Origin of the sequence: Campylobacter sp. RM6914 (assembly GCF_004803835.1) — a bacterium.
GTDB lineage: Bacteria > Campylobacterota > Campylobacteria > Campylobacterales > Campylobacteraceae > Campylobacter_A > Campylobacter_A californiensis.
The window spans coordinates 1,212,166-1,232,198 of record NZ_CP012545.1 but is presented as its reverse complement, the minus strand read 5'-3'; the positions used below and the strand labels follow the sequence as shown (position 1 = coordinate 1,232,198).

The window sequence follows — 20,033 nt, the reverse complement described above, 5'->3', positions numbered from 1 at the left end:
TTTTACTCGCTTATTAATAGTTTTAAAATTTTTTCGGCATTATAACACAGCTCATCGTTTTTTTCTATTAGGAAAAGGTTGCGTGTGCGATTTTTGATAGTTTGCACCTTTGCGCTTGTGATCTTAAAGTTCATTTTGCCAAATACACTCATCACGTATGCCATTAACCCTCTTTGATCTTTGGCGTTTATATTGAGCCTTGCGTATTCGTTTGAGTGGTTTATGTCAAAAGTTATCTCATCGCGGCTTATCTTAGGGGATTCAAGCTTGATATTTTCATTACTATGAAGTGCCTCATCGGCCTTTACTTTTAAATTTAAGAGTTCGCTATTTTTTACATTTTTGTTAAATTCCAAGCGGATGAAAAATTTATCGTCAAACAACTCATAAATTTCCATATATGCAAGATCGTAAGCAGCCAAAACTGCAAGTAGGGCGGATAAATTTAAATTTTCGTTTGAGATGATTTTTACACTTAAGCTTTGGTTGTTTAAGACGTCCATTTGAGTTGATGTTAGGTTATACGCACGTTTTGCTATGTTTATGATATCGACCACACTATGTTTTGCAAATAATAAATTTGATGAAATTTTAAGTAGTTTTGCTTTTATAGCATCATCAAGCCTTTCAAATTCCTCGTTTCTTTTTATACTATGTTCTTTTTTTACACGCCTTGTTGCTTCATCAAGTAGCGTCTCATCGTCAAAGCTCTCGTATGATAGGTCGTATAGTTTTTTGAGTAGCTTTGCCGTGTATGGGGTGTAAAGTGTTTCGCTAGTGGCATTTATGACACAGTAACTAAGGATGTAAAGAAGCTTTAAATTTTGCTTTTCTGCTAGCTTTGATATGAAGCCAAATATCACGCGTTGCGAGTAGATGTCCTCTCTGTTTGCGATGTTGCTCATTAGAGTATGATACTTTATCAGTGTGACACCCGTGTTTGTCGCTTTTGCGCTAAGCTCTAGCTTGTTTGCGTATGCGCGGAAGATATTTGAACCAACCACGCTGTGATCGCCACTCACACCCTTGCCGACATCATGCATTAAAGTGACCATTTTAAGCATTATGCGACCTTCGGCACAAAGCTCGCTGTATAAATTTTTTATAAATTTATCTTTTATGTTTTCAAGGTATTTGACACTAAGAACGCTGTGTTCATCAACGGTAAAGTTGTGATAACCGTCGTATTGTGCAAGTTGCGATATGTGCTCCATCGGTTTTACTAAAATTTGGATGATCTGGGCGTCAAGCAGGGCTTTTAAGATACAATATGTATTGTTTCTTGCAAATATCTTTTTAAAATTCATTATCGCTTTTTCTAGCTCAGGTTTTGTTATGATCGCCCTTTTGATGTAGAAAATAGTGCTTATATCAAATTTATAGTCTATATCTTTTAGGGATAAAAGTTCTTTTATGAGCTTGTTTATACCAACTGGTTTTTTGTGTGTTGGCGTATAGACTATGTTTTGTATCTGATATAGTCCGTTTGAAAGTCTTGCGGCTCTTCTTTGAGTGAAATTTAGCTCGCTTTTAAACATAGGTCTGCAAAGCGACGCTGCCAAAAAGCGTGAGTATATCGCGATATTGTTCATATTGCTAAGCATTTTTTGGCTTATTATGCTATCGGTATCTTGTGTCTTTTTAGACTTGGTTTGCATTAAATTTGTCACTTCGTCTACGCTTGAAGCGATAAAGGTATCGGAGTTTTTGGTTAAATTTAGAGCTGATTTTAGGCTCATTAAAAAGTCGGTGTTTAGATTAAACTCGCTAATTTCTTTCTCGTCCATAAATTTAAGAGCTTGAGTTCTTACCGAAATCTCGCTGTCAAGGCAGTTTAGTATGCAGTTTAAGTGCCAAATTTCATCACTTCCGCCAAAGCCTGTTTTTAGATTTGGCTCTTGCTCTAAGTATTTTATGTTTTCAAACGGTAAAAACGGCTTTAAATGATAGCTTAAAAACTCAAGTTTATTGTGCTCTTTTGCAAGTTGAATTTGGGTTTTTGCCATCCTGTAGATACTTTTTGAGCCACAGATATATCTTACCCATGAAATTTCACTTTTTACCTTTATATCGTCTTTGTAATGTAAAAAAAGTTCATCTATTTCTATCGTTTTTATCTGTAAATTTATGGAAGAAGAGTGGAGTAGTTCGATGAAAGTTTTAATAAAATTTTTGATATTATACCCGCGAATATTTTTATAAACAATTAAAATTTCAAAAGCGGAATCAACCGAAACCAAGCCTTGGGCGTATTTGTTTGTCGCTAAAATACTAAGACTAAATGCATCTGTTTCAGGCGCAAAGTCGCCAAAATACTCTTTTACCAGTGCATTTAGGTATGTTTTTATAAAGTCGTCATTTTCTTTTATCAAAAAATTTACAAAATTTCTACCTTGGTTTTTCTGGAAAAATTTTGTCATTTTCTGACGTGACTGAGCAAAGGTCTCATCTGCCTTGATTATTAATTTATTTTGTTTTATATCTTCGATACTATACATAAACTAAAGCTCTCTTTAAAATTTGTAAGCGCTAATGATATTAAATTTTTGCAAAAACAAAGCTTTATTTTCATATAATCACCAAACTAGTTTAAGCTTTAGGAAAAGAAATAATAATGAATTTGATTAAAAAACTTGAGTCCGGCGATCGTATAAACGCCGAGGAAGCGCTTGGACTTTATGAACTTGATCTATTTGATTTAGCAAAATTTGCTGATGCTAAAAGGCGTCAAATGCACGGCAAAAAGGTCTTTTTTAACATAAATCGCCATATAAATCCTACAAATATCTGTGCTGACGTCTGTAAATTTTGTGCATTTTCCGCGCATCGTAAAAATCCAAATCCTTATAAAATGAGCCACGAAGAGATAATGCAAATCGTAGACGAGAGCGTTAAAAACGGAGCCAAAGAGATACATATCGTTTCAGCTCATAACGCACAAAGCGGCTGGCAGTGGTATTTAGAAATTTTTAAGAAGATTAAGTTAAAACACCCAACTATCCATGTCAAAGCGATGACTGCGGCTGAAATAGACTTTTTATCACGCCATTACTCTCTTAGCTACGATGAGGTTATAGAAAAGATGCTTGAATACGGCGTAGACAGCATGCCTGGGGGCGGGGCTGAAATTTTTGCCGAAGATGTTAGGGCTAAAATTTGCAAAGGAAAAGTAAGTAGCCAAAATTGGCTTGAAATTCATAAAAAATGGCACAAAAAAGGCAAAGAAAGCAACGCTACGATGTTGTTTGGTCATATAGAAAGCAGGGCTGACCGTATCGATCATATGCTTAGAATTCGTGATTTGCAAGATATCACGGGTGGATTTAATGCATTTATACCGCTTGTGTATCAAAGGGAAAATAACTATCTTAAAGACGTGAAATTTTTGGGTTCGGTTGAAATTTTAAAAACAATGGCAATCTCTCGTTTGGTGCTTGATAATATGCCTCATATAAAGGCTTACTGGGCTACTTCTACATTAAATTTAGCCATGATAGCTCAGGAATTTGGAGCTGACGATCTTGACGGCACCATACAAAAAGAGAGTATTCAAAGTGCTGCTGGAGCCGCAAGCGCGCATGGGGTTACCTTAAAAACTTTTTGCGACCTGATAAAGACTTCGGGCTTTACCCCTGTTGAACGCGATAGCTTATATAACGAAATAAAAACTTACTAATCACAAAAAAGGAGCTTACATTGGACTTTTTTAAACTAGCGCAAAATAACACAAGTGTAAGGCAAGAATTTAGTGCGGGGCTTACGACATTTCTTGCTATGATGTATATCGTGCCTGTTAATGCTATCATTATGAGCAAAGCAGGGCTTCCCATGGATGCACTTATTACCGCGACCGCGCTCATTACGATATTTTCAACTATATTAAACGGACTTTGGGCAAACACTCCTGTTGCGATGAGCGTAGGCATGGGCTTAAATGCTTATTTTACCTTTGGACTAGTTATCGGCATGGGTATGGCATGGCAAACAGCCCTTGGAGTAGTTTTTTTATCAGGTATTATCTTTGTTGTTTTGTCTTTTACAAATTTTAGAATTTGGGTTATAAAGTCCATTCCTCTTGATCTTCGTCGTGCTATAAGCGCCGGTATCGGAACGTTTATAAGCTTTATCGGTCTTCAGCAAATGGGTATCGTAGTAAACAGTGACGCGGTTCTTGTAGGACTTGGAAATTTAAAAGATCCGCAAGTGCTTTTAGGCATCGCCGGGATATTTTTTGTCGTGACTTTTTGGGCTTGGAAGATAAGAGGTGCTTTTATCTTGGCGGTATTTTTAACATCTGCTTTGGCATGGGCAGTAGGTATCTCACCTTATCCTAGCGAGTTTATTTCACTTCCCGCGTCTATGGCTCCGATATTTTTAGAGCTTGATATAAAGAGTGTATTTTTTGATGTAGCAGGGAATTTTACATTAGCGTTTTTGCCGGTTATTGTGGTGTTTTTTGTTACGGATCTATTTGACTCAGTCGGCACATTGACAGGCATTGGTACGCGTGTTGGAATGTTTGATGAGAGCAAAAAAGACGGTGTTGAAAAACTTGAAAAAACATTAGAAGCAGATGCTGTTGCTACCGTTGTTGGCTCTATGATAGGAGTTAGTACAACAACATCTTTTGTAGAAAGCACAAGTGGAGTTGAGCAGGGCGGCAGAACCGGTCTTACGGCTGTTTTTTGCGGTTCGTTTTTCATCCTTACGCTTTTTATGCTACCGTTGTTTAAGGCTATACCTGCAAATGCGATATATCCGGTGCTTGTAATGGTCGGCGTGCTTATGTTTACTGAGCTTGGAACGGTAAATTTTAAAGATACGGCTGTTAGTATAGCGACATTTTTTATCGTTGTTTTGATGCCACTTACGTATTCGATCACAAATGGTTTGGCTTTTGGTTTTATAGCGTATTTGATAGTTAAGTTGTTAAAGCGAGAATTTGAAGATATCAGCCTTGGCGTGATAGTTCTTGCCTTTATTAGTTTTATTATATTTTTAGTTCATTAAAAAAGGAAATTTATGTTTTATTCTTATGAAGAATTTGCACTTGATGTGCAAAAAATGGCAAAACAAATAAACGATGAGTTTAAGCCTGAAGTCATACTGGCTATAGCACGCGGTGGACTTACTTTAGGCCACTCGTTAGCAGTTGCGCTTGAAAACAGAAATTTATTTACACTAAATTCCATTCACTATGACAATACAAATAAACTAGACACTATCGACATCTTTAATATCCCAAATCTTACCGGATATAAGAAAATTTTATTAGTAGATGATATTATCGATAGTGGCGAAAGCATGGTTGAGATAAAGCGAGAATTGCTTAAAATTTATCCTGATTTAGAGATTAAAATCGCTACTGTTTTTTATAAACAAAAAGCACTTTTATTGCCTGATTATAGAGTCAAAGAAGCGACGGAGTGGGTCGAGTTTTTCTGGGATATACATATTTAGTGGACTAAACTTGTGGCACGAGCGAATCTTTACTTGATGTATGTAGCCGCAATTCTTGCGATGTGCGTCATGTATGCCACACAACCTATCCAGCCACTCTTTGAAAAGATGCTTGAAATTTCACGTTTTCAAGCATCACTTTTTACAACATCTTTTTTGGCTCCGCTTGCCGTTGCTTCTATAGTTTATGGATATTTTTTGGAGAAATTTTCCATAAAAAACGTTTTGTTTTATGCCTTTTTATCATTTGGAATTTTAGAAATTTTATTTGCCATTTCAAACGGTTATTATTTGCTCATTTTTATACGAGGAATCCAAGGACTTATCGCTCCTGCCGCACTTACAGGCATAATGAGCTATATCGCGCAAAACAGCCCAAGCGGCGAAGTAGGGCAAAATATCGGCAGATATGTCGGGGTTACTATTATCGGTGGATTTATAGCAAGGTTTTTATCCGGGCTTTTTACCGATATTTTTGGCTGGAGATTTTTCTTTTTCGCGCTTGGAATTTCTCTTCTTATGCTAGCCTTTGCGATACAGAAAATATCTCAAGACGGCAGCATAAATTCGATAAAGCCTACCTTACATGATGCTAAAGAGGTTTTTAAAATAAAGCATAATTTTTACATTTGCGCCTCTATATTTTTTGTATTTTTCTCTTTTCAAGCCATACTTAGTTTTGTTCCGTTTTACATGATGAGTCTTGGCGAAAATTTTAGCGGTTCAAAAACGGGCATGATGTATCTTGGCTATGTTGTGGGAGTTTTGATAGCGTTTAATGTTAAAAATATTGTCAAATTTTTTAAAAATCCTTTTTTGGCGATTCTTGTCGGAATAGTGATCTTTATCCTAAGCATTTTTATATTTTGGTCTGATAGCTATATCGTTTTATTTACGGCTATGGTTGTTGTTTGTATAGGAAATTTTATAGCGCATTCTGTGGCTTCAAGTACCATAAACGCCAGAGCAAAGCAGTATAAAGCTATGACGAATGGGTTTTATGTGAGCTTTTACTATACCGGCGGTGCACTTGGCAGCTTTGCCCCTAGTTTTATTTATCAAAACGGAGGATGGAGTGCGTTTTTACTACTTTTGACATTCATGCTTTTAGTAGCTATAATCTTTATGGCTATTTTGTATTTTAACGACATTAAAAAAGAGAAAATTGCATGAGATTTTACGAAAGTTCGTCCAGGGTTAGAAATTTATTTATAATCTGCCTATTTGAGCTTGCTTTGTTGTTGTATTGTGGATTAAATTTAAGCATTAGTTATTATGAGGCAAGACTTTTTTTTCAAAGTGATGAGATTATAGGATATTTAGTTCGCGCAAGTTGTGCTATTTTTGGACAAAACGATCTTGCTTTGCGCCTTCCAATGATTATTTTACATGCATCAAGTGTCGTTTTGCTTTATAAATTAAGTAAATTTTATCTCAAATTTGAACCGGATCGCATTATATGCACCTTACTTTTTATGCTACTTCCTGGCACGCTTGCTAGCGCTTTGGTGCTAAATAATGCAGGGCTTTGTATATTTCTAACACTTGCCATACTTTATGCTTTTCATGCCGGATATAACAGAATTTTTTATGTATTATTTTTTGCTTCGTTTTTTATAGACGGCGACTTTTTGATACTTTACTTGGCATTTTTTATATACGGCTTATATAGAAAAAACGCCTTTTTGTCATGGGTTGGAGCTTTGCTTTTTTTGGCTAGTTTATATGTTTTTGGTTTTGACACCAGGGGCAGGCCAAGCGGACACTTTGTGGATACGTTTGGGGTCTTTGCCGCAGTTTTTTCACCATTTGTTTTTATCTTTTTTGTCTATACTCTTTATAGAATTTGGATAAAAGAGAAAAAAGATCTTTTGTGGTTCGTTTGTATCTGTTCGTTTTGTTTTTGCATGGTCGTTTCTGTTCGTCAAAAGCTTGAACTGGAAGAATTTTTGCCTTTTTGTATCATTGCAACACCGCTTATGGTTAGAGTGTTTTTTAACTCATACCGCGTTCGTTTACCGCAATTTCGCAAAACTTACAGGCTGGCAACTGCACTTATCCTTGTATTTTTGGGCTTAAACTGGCTATTCTTGATTTTCAACCAAGTTGCTTATAAATTTATAGATGAGCCAAATAATCATTTTGTTTATAAATTTAATGTTGCTAGAGATCTTGCAAATAGGCTCAAAGAGATGGGTTTGGATCAAATTTATACCGAAGATAATAAATTAGCCTTAAGACTTAAATTTTATAACATTAATGTAAGTAATAATAGTGACACAATTCTTTTAAATTCGCGTGATTATAAATTTGCAGATGTGAAGATTGAAATTTTTGATAAAACTATAGCTGCATTTGATATAAGAGAAAGAGATGCAGTTGGCAAGTAAAAGAGCCTTTACCATGATCGAACTTGTTTTGGTTATAGTTATAGCCGGTATTTTAGCGGCCCTTGCCATGCCTAGACTTAAGCGTGATAATTTACGCGAGGCAGCCGAACAGATAATTACCCACATAAGATACGCGCAACATTTGGCTTTGCAAGATGATAAATTTAAATTTGATAGCAAAGGCGATCCACAAAAAGAGTGGTATAAAAAACGCTGGAATTTAACTTTTAATAATACCTCTGTAACTAATTGCAATATTGACAAGAAAAATAAATCAAGTTGGAAATATCATATATATCATGACATAGCAAAGGATGGAACCGGGAATTTAAATTCCGTGTCGGAAGCAGCTAGTAATATAATAAAAAACGGACATCTTTTAAGCGCAGGTTGGCAAGGTATTTCTAAAGTGGCTTGTAAAAAAGTCGACCAGTCCTTAAACATAGGAAAGAGATATGGAGTAACAAATGTTACGCTTGAAGGTAGTTGCGGAAGAAATAGATCGCAAACTATATCTTTTGATGAGCTAGGAAGACCTATGCGCACAGTAAGTACTACTAATGGCGGCGGATCAGCAAGGGGATATGATAGGCTTTTAAAAGATAGTTGCAGGATAAATTTATCAGATGGAAGTTCAACGGTTAGTATATTAGTGCATCAAAACACTGGATATGCGTGTATTTTAGACCCTTCTACAAACCAATGTAAGAAGTAGAAAATTTTTTCCCAACTTTTTTCAATCTCCCCTCTCTTTTTAATCTTTCTTTAAGCATCATGCCTGTATAATTCCAGCTCACGAGTTGAGAGAAACCACTTTTAACCTTCTTGAGTTAATAAAGCTTTCCTTTTTATCGTTGTTCTTTTAAATTATTAATGTTAAACTATTAGTCAATCTTTGAAATCTAAACAAGTGATCGATTGAGCCAGTTTGCTATCTTAGCAAACTAAAACTAATAAATAAAAAACAAAAGTTTTTAGATTAAAAACTTCATATAAATTATATGGAGAGTTTGATCCTGGCTCAGAGTGAACGCTGGCGGCGTGCCTAATACATGCAAGTCGAACGGAGATTAAGTAGCTTGCTATTTAATCTTAGTGGCGCACGGGTGAGTAATGTATAGCTAATCTGCCCCTTAGTAGAGGACAACAGTTAGAAATGACTGCTAATACTCTATACTCCTTCTTAATATAAGTTAAGTCGGGAAAGTTTTTCGCTAAGGGATGAGGCTATATTGTATCAGCTAGTTGGTGAGGTAATGGCTCACCAAGGCTATGACGCATAACTGGTCTGAGAGGATGATCAGTCACACTGGAACTGAGACACGGTCCAGACTCCTACGGGAGGCAGCAGTAGGGAATATTGCTCAATGGGGGAAACCCTGAAGCAGCAACGCCGCGTGGAGGATGACACTTTTCGGAGCGTAAACTCCTTTTGTTAGGGAAGAACCATGACGGTACCTAACGAATAAGCACCGGCTAACTCCGTGCCAGCAGCCGCGGTAATACGGGGGGTGCAAGCGTTACTCGGAATCACTGGGCGTAAAGGACGCGTAGGCGGATTATCAAGTCTTTTGTGAAATCCTATGGCTTAACCATAGAACTGCTTGGGAAACTGATAATCTAGAGTGAGGGAGAGGCAGATGGAATTGGTGGTGTAGGGGTAAAATCCGTAGAGATCACCAGGAATACCCATTGCGAAGGCGATCTGCTGGAACTCAACTGACGCTAAGGCGTGAAAGCGTGGGGAGCAAACAGGATTAGATACCCTGGTAGTCCACGCCCTAAACGATGTATACTAGTTGTTGCTATGCTAGTCATGGCAGTAATGCACCTAACGGATTAAGTATACCGCCTGGGGAGTACGGTCGCAAGATTAAAACTCAAAGGAATAGACGGGGACCCGCACAAGCGGTGGAGCATGTGGTTTAATTCGAAGATACGCGAAGAACCTTACCCGGACTTGATATCTAACAAATCATCCAGAGATGGAAGAGTGTCTGCTTGCAGAAATGTTAAGACAGGTGCTGCACGGCTGTCGTCAGCTCGTGTCGTGAGATGTTGGGTTAAGTCCCGCAACGAGCGCAACCCACGTCATTAGTTGCTAACGGCTCGGCCGAGCACTCTAATGAGACTGCCTTCGCAAGGAGGAGGAAGGTGTGGACGACGTCAAGTCATCATGGCCCTTATGTCCGGGGCGACACACGTGCTACAATGGCGTATACAATGAGAAGCAATATCGCGAGATGGAGCAAATCTATAAAATATGTCCCAGTTCGGATTGGAGTCTGCAACTCGACTCCATGAAGCCGGAATCGCTAGTAATCGTAGATCAGCCATGCTACGGTGAATACGTTCCCGGGTCTTGTACTCACCGCCCGTCACACCATGGGAGTTGATTTCACTCGAAGTCGGAATGCTAAACTAGCTACCGCCCACAGTGGAATCAGCGACTGGGGTGAAGTCGTAACAAGGTAACCGTAGGAGAACCTGCGGTTGGATCACCTCCTTTCTAGAGTACAATGAATATTCTCTCACAAGATATTCATCAAAGGAAAATTTAAATACTAACTAACCTTAGTATTTACTCAATCGATCCTTGTTTAGTTTTGAAAGATTGACGGCTAATAAAGATTTATCTTTCTAGTTTTAGATTAGATAGATAATATGGGGAATTAGCTCAGCTGGGAGAGCGCCTGCTTTGCACGCAGGAGGTCAGCGGTTCGATCCCGCTATTCTCCACCAGATTTTTTATTAAAGAGGGCCTATAGCTCAGCTGGTTAGAGTGCACCCCTGATAAGGGTGAGGTCACAAGTTCAAGTCTTGTTAGGCCCACCATAAAGATTATTATAAGATTTATTAGCTATAATCACATCCCCAATTTAATAGATTGTGCTTAAATAGTTTATCGGCTTATGAAATCTAAATCAAGTTTTTAAATTTCAAAAATTTGATTTAGATTTTTTAATCTAATGTTCTTTTATTTATTATTGTTAAGAGTCACAAGCAAGTTTTAATAAAAACAATTTTACAGGACTTGTTAAAGATTTAGATATCTAAACTCATTGCATTAAATTGCAGAAGTTTGACATCACAAGATACTATAGGATTTAAAACTTATCTATACTATCTGTCAATGCTTTCCGTCTTGGAGTTTAAGATACTAGATGTAATAACTAAAAACTATAAAGCTTGATTCTAAATTTACGGCGCTTCAGTAAGAAGCGGTGTGCTTTAGGTGGGTCAAGGGAGTATTTATACTCCTTGTCGTAAAAAGTAGCTTTGCTACTTTGCGAAGTATAGGTGGTTATCTTTAGCAAGGAAGTGATGCGAATTAGAATATAATATATACTAAAAAAGGTAAGCTACTAAGAGTAAGTGGTGGATGCCTTGGCTAGTAGAGGCGACGAAGGACGTGCCAGGCTGCGATAAGACTCGGGGAGCCGTCAAGGGGCTTTGATCCGGGTATTTCCGAATGGGGCAACCCAACTGATAGCGATGTCAGTTACCATATAATGGAGCGAACGTTGGGAATTGAAACATCTTAGTACCAACAGGAAGAGAAATCAATAGAGATTACGCTAGTAGCGGCGAGCGAACGCGTAAGAGGGCAAACCGTTAGTTTACTAACGGGGTTGTAGGACTGCAACATAGACTAAACTTAGTTAATAGAATAAGCTGGAAAGCTTAGGCGTAGAGGGTGATACCCCCGTATATGAAAACTTTGTTTTACTTAGCAGTATCCTGAGTAGGGCGGGACACGTGATATCCTGTCTGAAGCTGGGTCGACCACGATCCAACCCTAAATACTACTACTAGACCGATAGCGCACAAGTACCGTGAGGGAAAGGTGAAAAGAACTGAGGTGATCAGAGTGAAATAGAACCTGAAACCATTTACTTACAATCATTCAGAGCCCTATGATTTATCAGGGTGATGGACTGCCTTTTGCATAATGAGCCTGCGAGTTGTGATGTCTGGCGAGGTTAAGGAAACCCGGAGCCGTAGCGAAAGCGAGTCTTAATAGGGCGTTTAGTCAGATGTTGCAGACCCGAAACGATGTGATCTATCCATGAGCAGGTTGAAACTGGTGTAAGAACCAGTGGAGGACCGAACCCGCTAGCGTTGAAAAGCTATGGGATGACTTGTGGATAGGGGTGAAAGGCCAATCAAACATCGTGATAGCTGGTTCTCTCCGAAATATATTTAGGTATAGCGTCATGTAGTAACACTAGGGGGTAGAGCACTGAATGGGCTAGGGCATACACCAATGTACCAAACCCTATCAAACTCCGAATACCTAGTGTGTAATCATGGCAGTCAGGCGGCGAGTGATAAAATCCGTCGTCGAGAGGGGAACAACCCAGACTAACAGCTAAGGTCCCTAAATCTCATTTAAGTGGAAAACGATGTGGAGTTACTGAAACAACCAGGAGGTTGGCTTAGAAGCAGCCATCCTTTAAAGAAAGCGTAATAGCTCACTGGTCTAGTGATTCTGCGCGGAAAATATAACGGGGCTAAAATGAGTACCGAAGCTTTAGACTTAGTTTTACTAAGTGGTAGGAGAGCGTTGCATTCAGCGTTGAAGGTATACCGGTAAGGAGTACTGGAGCGGATGCAAGTGAGCATGCAGGCATGAGTAGCGATAATTGGGGTGAGAATCCCCAACGCCGTAAACCCAAGGTTTCCTACGCGATGCTCGTCATCGTAGGGTTAGCCGGGTCCTAAGCAAAGTCCGAAAGGGGTATGCGATGGAAAATTGGTTAATATTCCAATGCCAACATTATTGTGCGATGGAAGGACGCTTAGAGTTAAGCAAGCTAGCGGATGGAAGTGCTAGTCGAAAGGTGTAGGTTAAGATCCAGGCAAATCCGGATCTTTTTAAGCCGAGACCCTACAGGCACACAAAGTTCTTCGGAACAGCGTGTGAATTGCTGATACTGTCGAGCCAAGAAAAGTTTCTAAGTTTAGATAATGTTGCCCGTACCGTAAACCGACACAGGTGGGTGGGATGAGTATTCTAAGGCGCGTGGAAGAACTCTCTTCAAGGAACTCTGCAAAATAGCACCGTATCTTCGGTATAAGGTGTGCCTAACTTTGTGAAGGATTTACTCCGTAAGCATTGAAGGTTACAACAAAGAGTCCCTCCCGACTGTTTACCAAAAACACAGCACTCTGCTAACTCGTAAGAGGATGTATAGGGTGTGACGCCTGCCCGGTGCTCGAAGGTTAATTGATGATGTTAGAGCAATCGAAGCATTTGATCGAAGCCCGAGTAAACGGCGGCCGTAACTATAACGGTCCTAAGGTAGCGAAATTCCTTGTCGGTTAAATACCGACCTGCATGAATGGCGTAACGAGATGGGAGCTGTCTCGAAGAGGGATCCAGTGAAATTGTAGTGGAGGTGAAAATTCCTCCTACCCGCGGCAAGACGGAAAGACCCCGTGGACCTTTACTACAGCTTGACACTGCTATTGGGATAAAGATGTGCAGGATAGGTGGGAGGCTTTGAGTATATGACGCCAGTTGTATATGAGCCATTGTTGAGATACCACTCTTCTTTATTCTGATAGCTAACTAGCTTACGTTATCCGTAAGTAGGACAATGTCTGGTGGGTAGTTTGACTGGGGCGGTCGCCTCCCAAAATGTAACGGAGGCTTACAAAGGTTGGCTCAGAACGGTTGGAAATCGTTCGTAGAGTATAAAGGTATAAGCCAGCTTAACTGCGAGACATACATGTCAAGCAGAGACGAAAGTCGGTCTTAGTGATCCGGTGGTTCTGTGTGGAAGGGCCATCGCTCAAAGGATAAAAGGTACCCCGGGGATAACAGGCTGATCTCCCCCAAGAGCTCACATCGACGGGGAGGTTTGGCACCTCGATGTCGGCTCATCGCATCCTGGGGCTGGAGCAGGTCCCAAGGGTATGGCTGTTCGCCATTTAAAGCGGTACGCGAGCTGGGTTCAGAACGTCGTGAGACAGTTCGGTCCCTATCTGCCGTGGGCGTAAGAAGATTGAGGAGAGTTGACCCTAGTACGAGAGGACCGGGTTGAACCAACCACTGGTGTATGAGTTGTCCTGCCAAGGGCATCGCTCAGTAGCTACGTTGGGATGTGATAAGAGCTGAAAGCATCTAAGCTCGAAGCCAACTCCAAGATGAATCTTCTTTTAAGAGCTCTAGTAGACTACTAGTTTGATAGGCTGGGTGTGTAATTGATGAAAGTCATTTAGCTGACCAGTACTAATAGCTCGTTTGCTTATCTTTTAAGCATCACTTCCTTGTTAAGGATAAAACCTTAGTAAGAAGAATGTTTTTATAAACATGCTTTACTCTTAACAAAATATCACTACAGTGTTAAATAAGAGATTAATCACTAATCCTTTATTTAACACTGCTCGTGGCTATACAGACGAGGAAACGCCTTGCTCCATCTCGAACCAAGAAGCTAAGCTCGTCCTGGCTGATGATACTCTCCCTTACTGGGATGTCGGGAAAGTAAGTCGCTGCGAGCTTTGTTAATTATTCTACTACTTATTATCCAAATACAAAATCTTAAACTACCTAATATTAGATCTAAACCAACTAAGATTTTAACTTATATAAACATATAATTAAAACATCTATCTTTAATGCTTTATATCTTTTATGATACTGCTTTTTATTTATTGTGGTTTTTCTTTCTCTTTATTATCTTTATTGTTATCTTTGTTTTATTGTGATAGACGGATTACTTTTGTGTCTACTATCTTTTGCTCTTATAAATTTAACCTTGGCGGTCTTAATGAATGCTATATACTCTTCTTTAGATGTGACAGGAGTTATCCAAAGCTATGGTGTGATAAATAGATAGCTTGTTTTTATTTTTCGTGTATGTTTTTCTTCTTGTGTATAAAATTAGGCTTAATTTAACTTAAGCTCTAAACAATGAGTTTTAATTTATGGTTTTACTTATGTTCTCTAAAAGCAACTAACGCAGTGAAGTTAAAAATAAGTATATAATACCTCGTGGAATTTTAGAGGCTAAATTTAGAGAAAATTGAAATATATTTGTATAAATATAAAGACAGGTAAAATATCATAAATAATATAAATCCAAAAGTAAGCTTGTGTATATATTTTAAACAAATAAGAATTTTAACGGCAAACAAATGCTAAAAAGTATCTAGTTAAATTTAGCGGTAAATATAGATAAGTGAGAGCTTTTTCAAAACTAAAAGAGCGGTGTGGTAAACATAAATTTCCCATCTTAGATATTCATATTTTTTATATTAAATTTATTCTTTATATGTATTGTAAAACAAGCGTTTACCCTACTAAGTTATAATCAAATTCAATCTTAAATCAAAGGAAAACAATGAAACTATCTTTTAAATCAACTCTACTATCTTTAGCGCTACTAGCTACTCAGGCATTTGCCGTTATAAATTTAAATACGGCCACCAAAGATGAACTAATGAGTTTAAACGGTATAGGCGAGAGTAAGGCCGAGGCTATTATAGAGTATAGAAAGGCTAATAAATTTAACTCTATAGAGGATATTAAAAACATTAGTGGCATAGGCGATAAGACATATGAGAATTTAAAAGATGATATATCAGTATCTGGTAAGACGACAGTGCAACCTAAGGTAAAAGAGATAAAAGATAAGTCAGCCAAAAAGACTAAAGAGCTAAAAGAGGATATTAACAATAAAACCGGTAAGACAAAAGATAATGCAAGCAAGAAAGGCAGTGAGATAAAAGATATTAAAAGCAGTGCCAAGGATAAGGTAAAAGAGAAGGCCAAAGAGGAAATAAGTAAGTAAGAGCATAAAGCTTAAACAAAATAAGTAGATTAAGAGTAAAATAAATACACAAAACATTATAATAAAATAGAGAAATTTAAAGTAGGACAAAAGCAAGAGATAAATAAAAGCAGGAAAAATCATAAATTGCTTAGCTCTTTGCTTTTTTAGTGCTAATCTTTATGTTTCTCTTTTATATCACTAGTCTTTAAAAAATACCGCTTAATAAACAGTGCCTAGTTACTAGAGATGGCATATGTAAGGTTTTTATAGTTTAATAAATTTAATCATGAAGTCAATACCATATATCATCAAAGTAAATAAGGCTTTACACTTAAATAAATAAATAAATAAAAAGAGGGTCTAAATTTATTTATCCTTGTTTTTATTTATTTGCGCAAGATATTTACCTGGGTTTAACAATGGCATTAAGTATTTTTAGATGTGCTAGAAGTCTAAGGCTTTTAATGGCTATATGCTATGTAGTTATGAGCAAGTGCGTAATTATAAAGAGATTAGAAAGAGGCAAGATTATAAGAGAGATTATAAGAGAGACGGTAAAAAGGTATTTCTCTTATGGGTTATGTGGGGGGGGGATGTCTGCTTGTGATTTAGAAGAAATTTTATCATCAAATAGCATGTAAACTAATGTTGAAATTATATTATATGCGGTATTGAAGCGTGTGGGTTCGTTTAAACGTCCAATTTTAATTCTCATATATCAAAACAACAAACTCTGTTTTTGCCTTGTTTTTTGGCTTGATATACGCCATTGTCGGCGATTTTTATCAACCCTTCTTTTGTAAGTTCTTTGTTATCATATGTTGATATACCTATACTGGTTGAGCCATACCAACAGCTACTGTGAAAATTGATGCGTATTTGCAAAATTGCTTTATGTATTTTTGTGGCGAACTGATAACATCCTATTTTGTCTGTTTTTGGACAGATGATTAAAAACTCATCTCCGCCTAGTCTGCAGGCCATGTCGTCGTTTCTGATATTATGCTGTAAAGTATCGGCAAAGGCGACCATAACTCTATCTCCAGCGTCGTGTCCATATGTGTCGTTTATAAATTTAAAATTATCAATATCAAGCATTATGATAGAAAATTTCTCGCCTGTTTTCTGAAATTTTTTTATAAGTTTGTCTAGAGTTAACATTGCTTTATGTCTGTTTGCAATTCCCGTTAATTGATCTTTCATTGCAATGCTTTCAAGCATTAAATTCATGTTGACAAGCTCTTTTGTTCTGCTTTCAACTTTTTCTTCTAGTGATTTTTTAAGTACTAAAAGTTCTTCATTGTATTTCATTAAAACATTTACAATGTTGTTAAACGAACGAAGTAGCGTTGTTACTTGCTCTTTGTTTGTATCATCTAATTGTATATAAGCATCTTTTGGATCGCAGCCAAGCTCTATGAGGTGTATTTGGGTTGCTAAATTTTTATCGATACCAAGTATATGAAAAGTTAGCCATTGTATAAGAAAATCAAGTAATTTTTTAACATTTTCTTTATTGTATTTCTTGCCAAGCTTTTGTTCTTGTAGTGAAATTTCTTTGATAAAATTTTTATGTGCTGCTAAATGTTGCTTAACGTGTCTTTTGTCGATGTTTGATTTTTGCATTATGCTTTCTTCATGAGCAAAATGATACTTCGAGTACTCTATAAGCTCTACTAATATGTTTTTTATTTCCTGGTCAGTAGTGGTTGGTTTTGATAATTTATTACCCAAGTTATTTACAATATCAACTAAATACTTATGCTCTATATCAACTATCTCTATATTTGTTGCAAATTCCTTACCCCAGGTAAAAAATACTTGCCCCATGTCCAATGCAGCCTTTCTTTAATATTTTTGGATATTAATTTTATATAAAATTAACTTTATGGCAAATAAAATATTTATTTACTATAAATGCACGAAATGATTTTGCAACTCTTGACAAAAAGTAATGTTTTTAGTATAATCACACTTCATTTTTTAAAAATGTCTTGTTAGCTCAGCCGGTAGAGCATCTCACTTTTAATGAGGGGGTCGTTGGTTCGAATCCAACACAGGACACCACTTGGTCGCTTAGCTCAGTTGGTAGAGCGCCACCCTTACAAGGTGGATGTCATAAGTTCGAGTCTTATAGCGACCACCATTATTCTTTAGGTGCAGCGGTAGTTCAGTTGGTTAGAATGCCGCCCTGTCACGGCGGAGGTCGCGGGTTCGAGCCCCGTCCGCTGCGCCATCCTGACTTTAGTTTAAAGTTGAAGTAAGGTAAGCATTACCCGAAGAGCCTCGTTAGCTCAGTTGGTAGAGCATATCACTCTTAATGATGGGGTCATAGGTTCGAGCCCTACACGGGGCACCATTGTTATTTGTTGGCCCATTCGTCTAGCGGTTAGGACACCAGCCTCTCACGTTGGTAACACGAGTTCGAGTCTCGTATGGGTCACCACTTCAAAATTTATAATCCAAATCATAATATATCTTATTTAAAATAACTGTTTCATTTTGCCGTTTAAATTTTAATATAAAACAATTTATGCCTAGTAAAAATTAAACATTAAAAAACGAAAGAAAATATAAATTTTTTAAAGAGAAGAGAGGAGCTATGCCCCTCTTTGGATTATTTTAGAGTTTGAATATACCCTGCAACAGCTTTTGCATCATCTTCGCTAAGTGGAGTAGCGATAGGTTTCATCATGGCACCCATGCCAAATTTATTAGCTTTGCCGGCTTTGTAGTCTTGCAAAGAAGCAACTATGGCAGCAGCATCTAGTGATGTTAGTGCAGGAACTTTGTTGTTAAACACTTTCTCTGCTTTTGCTCCATGACAGGCGATACATTTTTTATAGATAGTTGCGCCGTCAGCTGCAAACATAGAAGAGGCAAACAAGGCTACAACGCTTGAAACAATAAGTAATTTTTTCATTTTTTTCCTTTACAAAAATTTATTTGAAAATTATATTATACAAAAGTAAAATTCTAACTTAGTCATAAAACTATATCGGTAAAGCGAAGAAAAGTTTTAGCTTACTTGTCTTCGCATTTGCCAAATTTACAAGCACACTCGTATAGCTTTCTCGCTTTTGCCTCATTGTTGCTTAGTTTTGCTAATAAAAAACAAGCTTGAGCGTATTCAAATTTGCAACTTTTTGCTAACAGCTCAAGCACTTTTTTGCTATCTTGAGGATTGTTTTTGTGGAGCAATAGGGCTTGGTTATAGCATCCAACTCCATCGTTGTTTTTGCAAGCAAAGTCATATAGTTGCATAGCTTTTTTCTCGTCTATATTTTCATCCACGAGCCCTTGCTCGTAAATTTGTCCTAAATTTGAACAAGCTGTCACAAGCCCGTTGTTGCAAGCTTTTTCATAATAAATTTTAGCATCATTAAAATTTGAAAGCCTGCTAAAATTTACAGCAAGGTTGTTGCATGCGATACTTTGACCGGTTTCGCATTGCGCGATAAGTTTTTCTTGCTCTTGCCTGGCTTTTTCTTCAAATTTTTCCTCTTCGCTTTGCAGATAGCCAAAGCTTATTATCTTTTGCCATGACCAGCAACCGCTAAAAGCAAATGCACAAGCGATTATTAAAGCTAAATTTATGATCTTTTTATTCATTTATCTCGCCTAGTTTTATGCCAAGGCGTTTCATTTGAGGGCAAGCCTTGCTAAAACCTCTAAAACAAGCGACTTTATAAATTTGATACGCTCTTCTTTCGTCTTTTTCTACGCCAAGACCTAGCTCATACATAGCGCCTATGTTTGCACATGATGGGATATCGTTTTTTTTGCAAGCATTTTCGTAGGCACTCATTGCAAGAGCATAATCCTGTGCTACGATCTCTCCTTTTCGGTATGCATTTGCTAAGTTATAGCAAGATCTAGCGCCTCCTTGGTTGCAACTTGTTCTATAAATTTCTACTGCGCGCTTAGGATCTTTTTTGACTCCAAGACCATGCTCGTAAAGTATGCCCAAATTCGCACATCCAAGCTCAACACCGCCATTGCAGGCTTTTTCGTAGTATATTGCCGCATTTTCGTATTGTTTTAAAAATTCATAGTTAGCTCCGGCATCATTGCAAGCTGACATTTCTCCTTCGTTGCATTTTGGAACAAGAAGCATTATGGCATTTTGAGAGATCTGTTTTTTGTTTTTGACTATTTTTTGATCTTCGCTTTCTTGCCACTTACTTTCTTGGTCTATTATCTGGTCATCTTTTTGCGGGTAAAATTGTGATATTTGTGAACATCCTGTTAAAAGTATTACTAATAAAAATGGTATAAAATTTTTCATATTTGCTCCTTAAAATCACTCAAAAAAGATTATTTTAACGCCTTGATTGAGCTTAGATGAGTAAAATTTGTCACTTAGATCGCCAAAAGTTTTGCTCATAAGACAAAACTT

General features: G+C 37.5%; 12 protein-coding genes, 7 tRNA genes and 3 rRNA genes. 17 read left to right on the top strand and 5 right to left on the bottom strand.

Features of this window, described 5'->3' with window-relative positions; all coding sequences use genetic code 11:
- Positions 1-2: 2 nt before the first annotated feature.
- The gene (locus CCAL_RS06385; RefSeq protein ID WP_172285078.1) at positions 3-2,498 is read right to left on the bottom strand and encodes an HD domain-containing protein; all 2,496 of its coding nucleotides are present in this window, start codon (positions 2,496-2,498) and stop codon (positions 3-5) included.
- A 113-nt stretch (positions 2,499-2,611) separates the two neighbouring features.
- Here CCAL_RS06385 and mqnE point away from each other — a divergent pair, with 113 nt between their 5' ends.
- From mqnE to CCAL_RS09565, 12 genes are all read left to right on the top strand, one after another.
- A complete protein-coding gene (gene mqnE, locus CCAL_RS06380) occupies positions 2,612-3,676 on the top strand; it encodes an aminofutalosine synthase MqnE (protein ID WP_236860506.1) in 1,065 nt (354 codons plus the stop codon).
- A 20-nt stretch (positions 3,677-3,696) separates the two neighbouring features.
- A complete protein-coding gene (locus tag CCAL_RS06375; RefSeq protein ID WP_172285076.1) occupies positions 3,697-5,010 on the top strand; it encodes an NCS2 family permease in 1,314 nt (437 codons plus the stop codon).
- Positions 5,011-5,022: 12 nt separating this feature from the next.
- Entirely contained in the window at positions 5,023-5,460 is a 438-nt protein-coding gene (locus tag CCAL_RS06370) for a phosphoribosyltransferase (RefSeq protein WP_169937844.1), read from the top strand.
- A gap of 36 nt (positions 5,461-5,496) precedes the next feature.
- On the top strand, positions 5,497-6,633 hold the full coding sequence (locus CCAL_RS06365) for an MFS transporter (protein ID WP_236860480.1): 1,137 nt from the start codon (positions 5,497-5,499) through the stop codon (positions 6,631-6,633).
- Entirely contained in the window at positions 6,630-7,850 is a 1,221-nt protein-coding gene (locus CCAL_RS06360; RefSeq protein ID WP_172285074.1) for a hypothetical protein, read from the top strand. The genes CCAL_RS06365 and CCAL_RS06360 overlap by 4 nt, the downstream gene beginning before the upstream one ends.
- Positions 7,840-8,565, top strand: a complete 726-nt coding sequence (locus CCAL_RS09485) for a pilus assembly FimT family protein (RefSeq protein ID WP_172285073.1) — start codon at positions 7,840-7,842, stop codon at positions 8,563-8,565. The genes CCAL_RS06360 and CCAL_RS09485 overlap by 11 nt, the downstream gene beginning before the upstream one ends.
- Before the next feature lie 283 nt (positions 8,566-8,848).
- A 16S ribosomal RNA gene (locus tag CCAL_RS06350) occupies positions 8,849-10,359 on the top strand.
- 157 nt (positions 10,360-10,516) lie between these two features.
- Positions 10,517-10,592: transfer RNA gene (locus CCAL_RS06345), tRNA-Ala, on the top strand.
- Between the two features lie 16 nt (positions 10,593-10,608).
- Positions 10,609-10,685, top strand: a tRNA-Ile gene (locus CCAL_RS06340).
- Between the two features lie 520 nt (positions 10,686-11,205).
- Positions 11,206-14,112: ribosomal RNA gene (locus CCAL_RS06335) — 23S ribosomal RNA — on the top strand.
- A 129-nt stretch (positions 14,113-14,241) separates the two neighbouring features.
- A 5S ribosomal RNA gene (rrf, locus tag CCAL_RS06330) occupies positions 14,242-14,360 on the top strand.
- Together the 16S, 23S and 5S rRNA genes with 2 tRNA genes alongside form the textbook arrangement of a ribosomal RNA operon.
- A gap of 842 nt (positions 14,361-15,202) precedes the next feature.
- Positions 15,203-15,652 (top strand): helix-hairpin-helix domain-containing protein, encoded by a 450-nt coding sequence (locus CCAL_RS09565; protein WP_169938844.1) that lies wholly within the window; start codon positions 15,203-15,205, stop codon positions 15,650-15,652.
- A gap of 693 nt (positions 15,653-16,345) precedes the next feature.
- On the opposite strand, the gene CCAL_RS06320 is transcribed toward CCAL_RS09565, so the two are convergent.
- Positions 16,346-17,464 (bottom strand): GGDEF domain-containing protein, encoded by a 1,119-nt coding sequence (locus CCAL_RS06320; RefSeq protein ID WP_170015738.1) that lies wholly within the window; start codon positions 17,462-17,464, stop codon positions 16,346-16,348.
- Between the two features lie 161 nt (positions 17,465-17,625).
- Between CCAL_RS06320 and CCAL_RS06315 the strand changes: the two genes are divergently transcribed.
- The 5 genes from CCAL_RS06315 to CCAL_RS06295 all read left to right on the top strand — a co-directional run bounded on the left by CCAL_RS06315 (position 17,626) and on the right by CCAL_RS06295 (position 18,080).
- Positions 17,626-17,701, top strand: a tRNA-Lys gene (locus CCAL_RS06315).
- A 3-nt stretch (positions 17,702-17,704) separates the two neighbouring features.
- Positions 17,705-17,780: transfer RNA gene (locus tag CCAL_RS06310), tRNA-Val, on the top strand.
- A 13-nt stretch (positions 17,781-17,793) separates the two neighbouring features.
- Positions 17,794-17,870 (top strand) — tRNA-Asp (locus CCAL_RS06305).
- Positions 17,871-17,917: 47 nt separating this feature from the next.
- Positions 17,918-17,993: transfer RNA gene (locus CCAL_RS06300), tRNA-Lys, on the top strand.
- A gap of 12 nt (positions 17,994-18,005) precedes the next feature.
- A tRNA-Glu gene (locus CCAL_RS06295) sits at positions 18,006-18,080 on the top strand.
- A gap of 171 nt (positions 18,081-18,251) precedes the next feature.
- On the opposite strand, the gene CCAL_RS06290 is transcribed toward CCAL_RS06295, so the two are convergent.
- The 3 genes from CCAL_RS06290 to CCAL_RS06280 form a co-directional block, all read right to left on the bottom strand.
- A complete protein-coding gene (locus CCAL_RS06290) occupies positions 18,252-18,557 on the bottom strand; it encodes a c-type cytochrome (RefSeq protein WP_170015736.1) in 306 nt (101 codons plus the stop codon).
- A gap of 101 nt (positions 18,558-18,658) precedes the next feature.
- On the bottom strand, positions 18,659-19,246 hold the full coding sequence (locus CCAL_RS06285) for a tetratricopeptide repeat protein (protein ID WP_170015734.1): 588 nt from the start codon (positions 19,244-19,246) through the stop codon (positions 18,659-18,661).
- Positions 19,239-19,922 (bottom strand): tetratricopeptide repeat protein, encoded by a 684-nt coding sequence (locus CCAL_RS06280; protein WP_170015732.1) that lies wholly within the window; start codon positions 19,920-19,922, stop codon positions 19,239-19,241. Before CCAL_RS06280 ends, CCAL_RS06285 begins: the two co-directional genes overlap by 8 nt.
- Between the last annotated feature and the right edge of the window lie 111 nt (positions 19,923-20,033).

Bases quoted from the DNA above. Each gene is read 5' to 3' on its own strand.
- CCAL_RS06290 (WP_170015736.1), bottom strand. From the start codon at position 18,557: ATGAAAAAATTACTTATTGTTTCAAGCGTTGTAGCCTTGTTTGCCTCT.
- CCAL_RS06285 (WP_170015734.1), bottom strand. From the start codon at position 19,246: ATGAATAAAAAGATCATAAATTTAGCTTTAATAATCGCTTGTGCATTT.
- CCAL_RS06385 (WP_172285078.1), bottom strand. From the start codon at position 2,498: ATGTATAGTATCGAAGATATAAAACAAAATAAATTAATAATCAAGGCA.
- CCAL_RS06370 (WP_169937844.1), top strand. From the start codon at position 5,023: ATGTTTTATTCTTATGAAGAATTTGCACTTGATGTGCAAAAAATGGCA.
- CCAL_RS06280 (WP_170015732.1), bottom strand. From the start codon at position 19,922: ATGAAAAATTTTATACCATTTTTATTAGTAATACTTTTAACAGGATGT.
- CCAL_RS06320 (WP_170015738.1), bottom strand. From the start codon at position 17,464: ATGGGGCAAGTATTTTTTACCTGGGGTAAGGAATTTGCAACAAATATA.
- CCAL_RS09565 (WP_169938844.1), top strand. From the start codon at position 15,203: ATGAAACTATCTTTTAAATCAACTCTACTATCTTTAGCGCTACTAGCT.
- CCAL_RS06365 (WP_236860480.1), top strand. From the start codon at position 5,497: ATGTATGTAGCCGCAATTCTTGCGATGTGCGTCATGTATGCCACACAA.
- CCAL_RS06360 (WP_172285074.1), top strand. From the start codon at position 6,630: ATGAGATTTTACGAAAGTTCGTCCAGGGTTAGAAATTTATTTATAATC.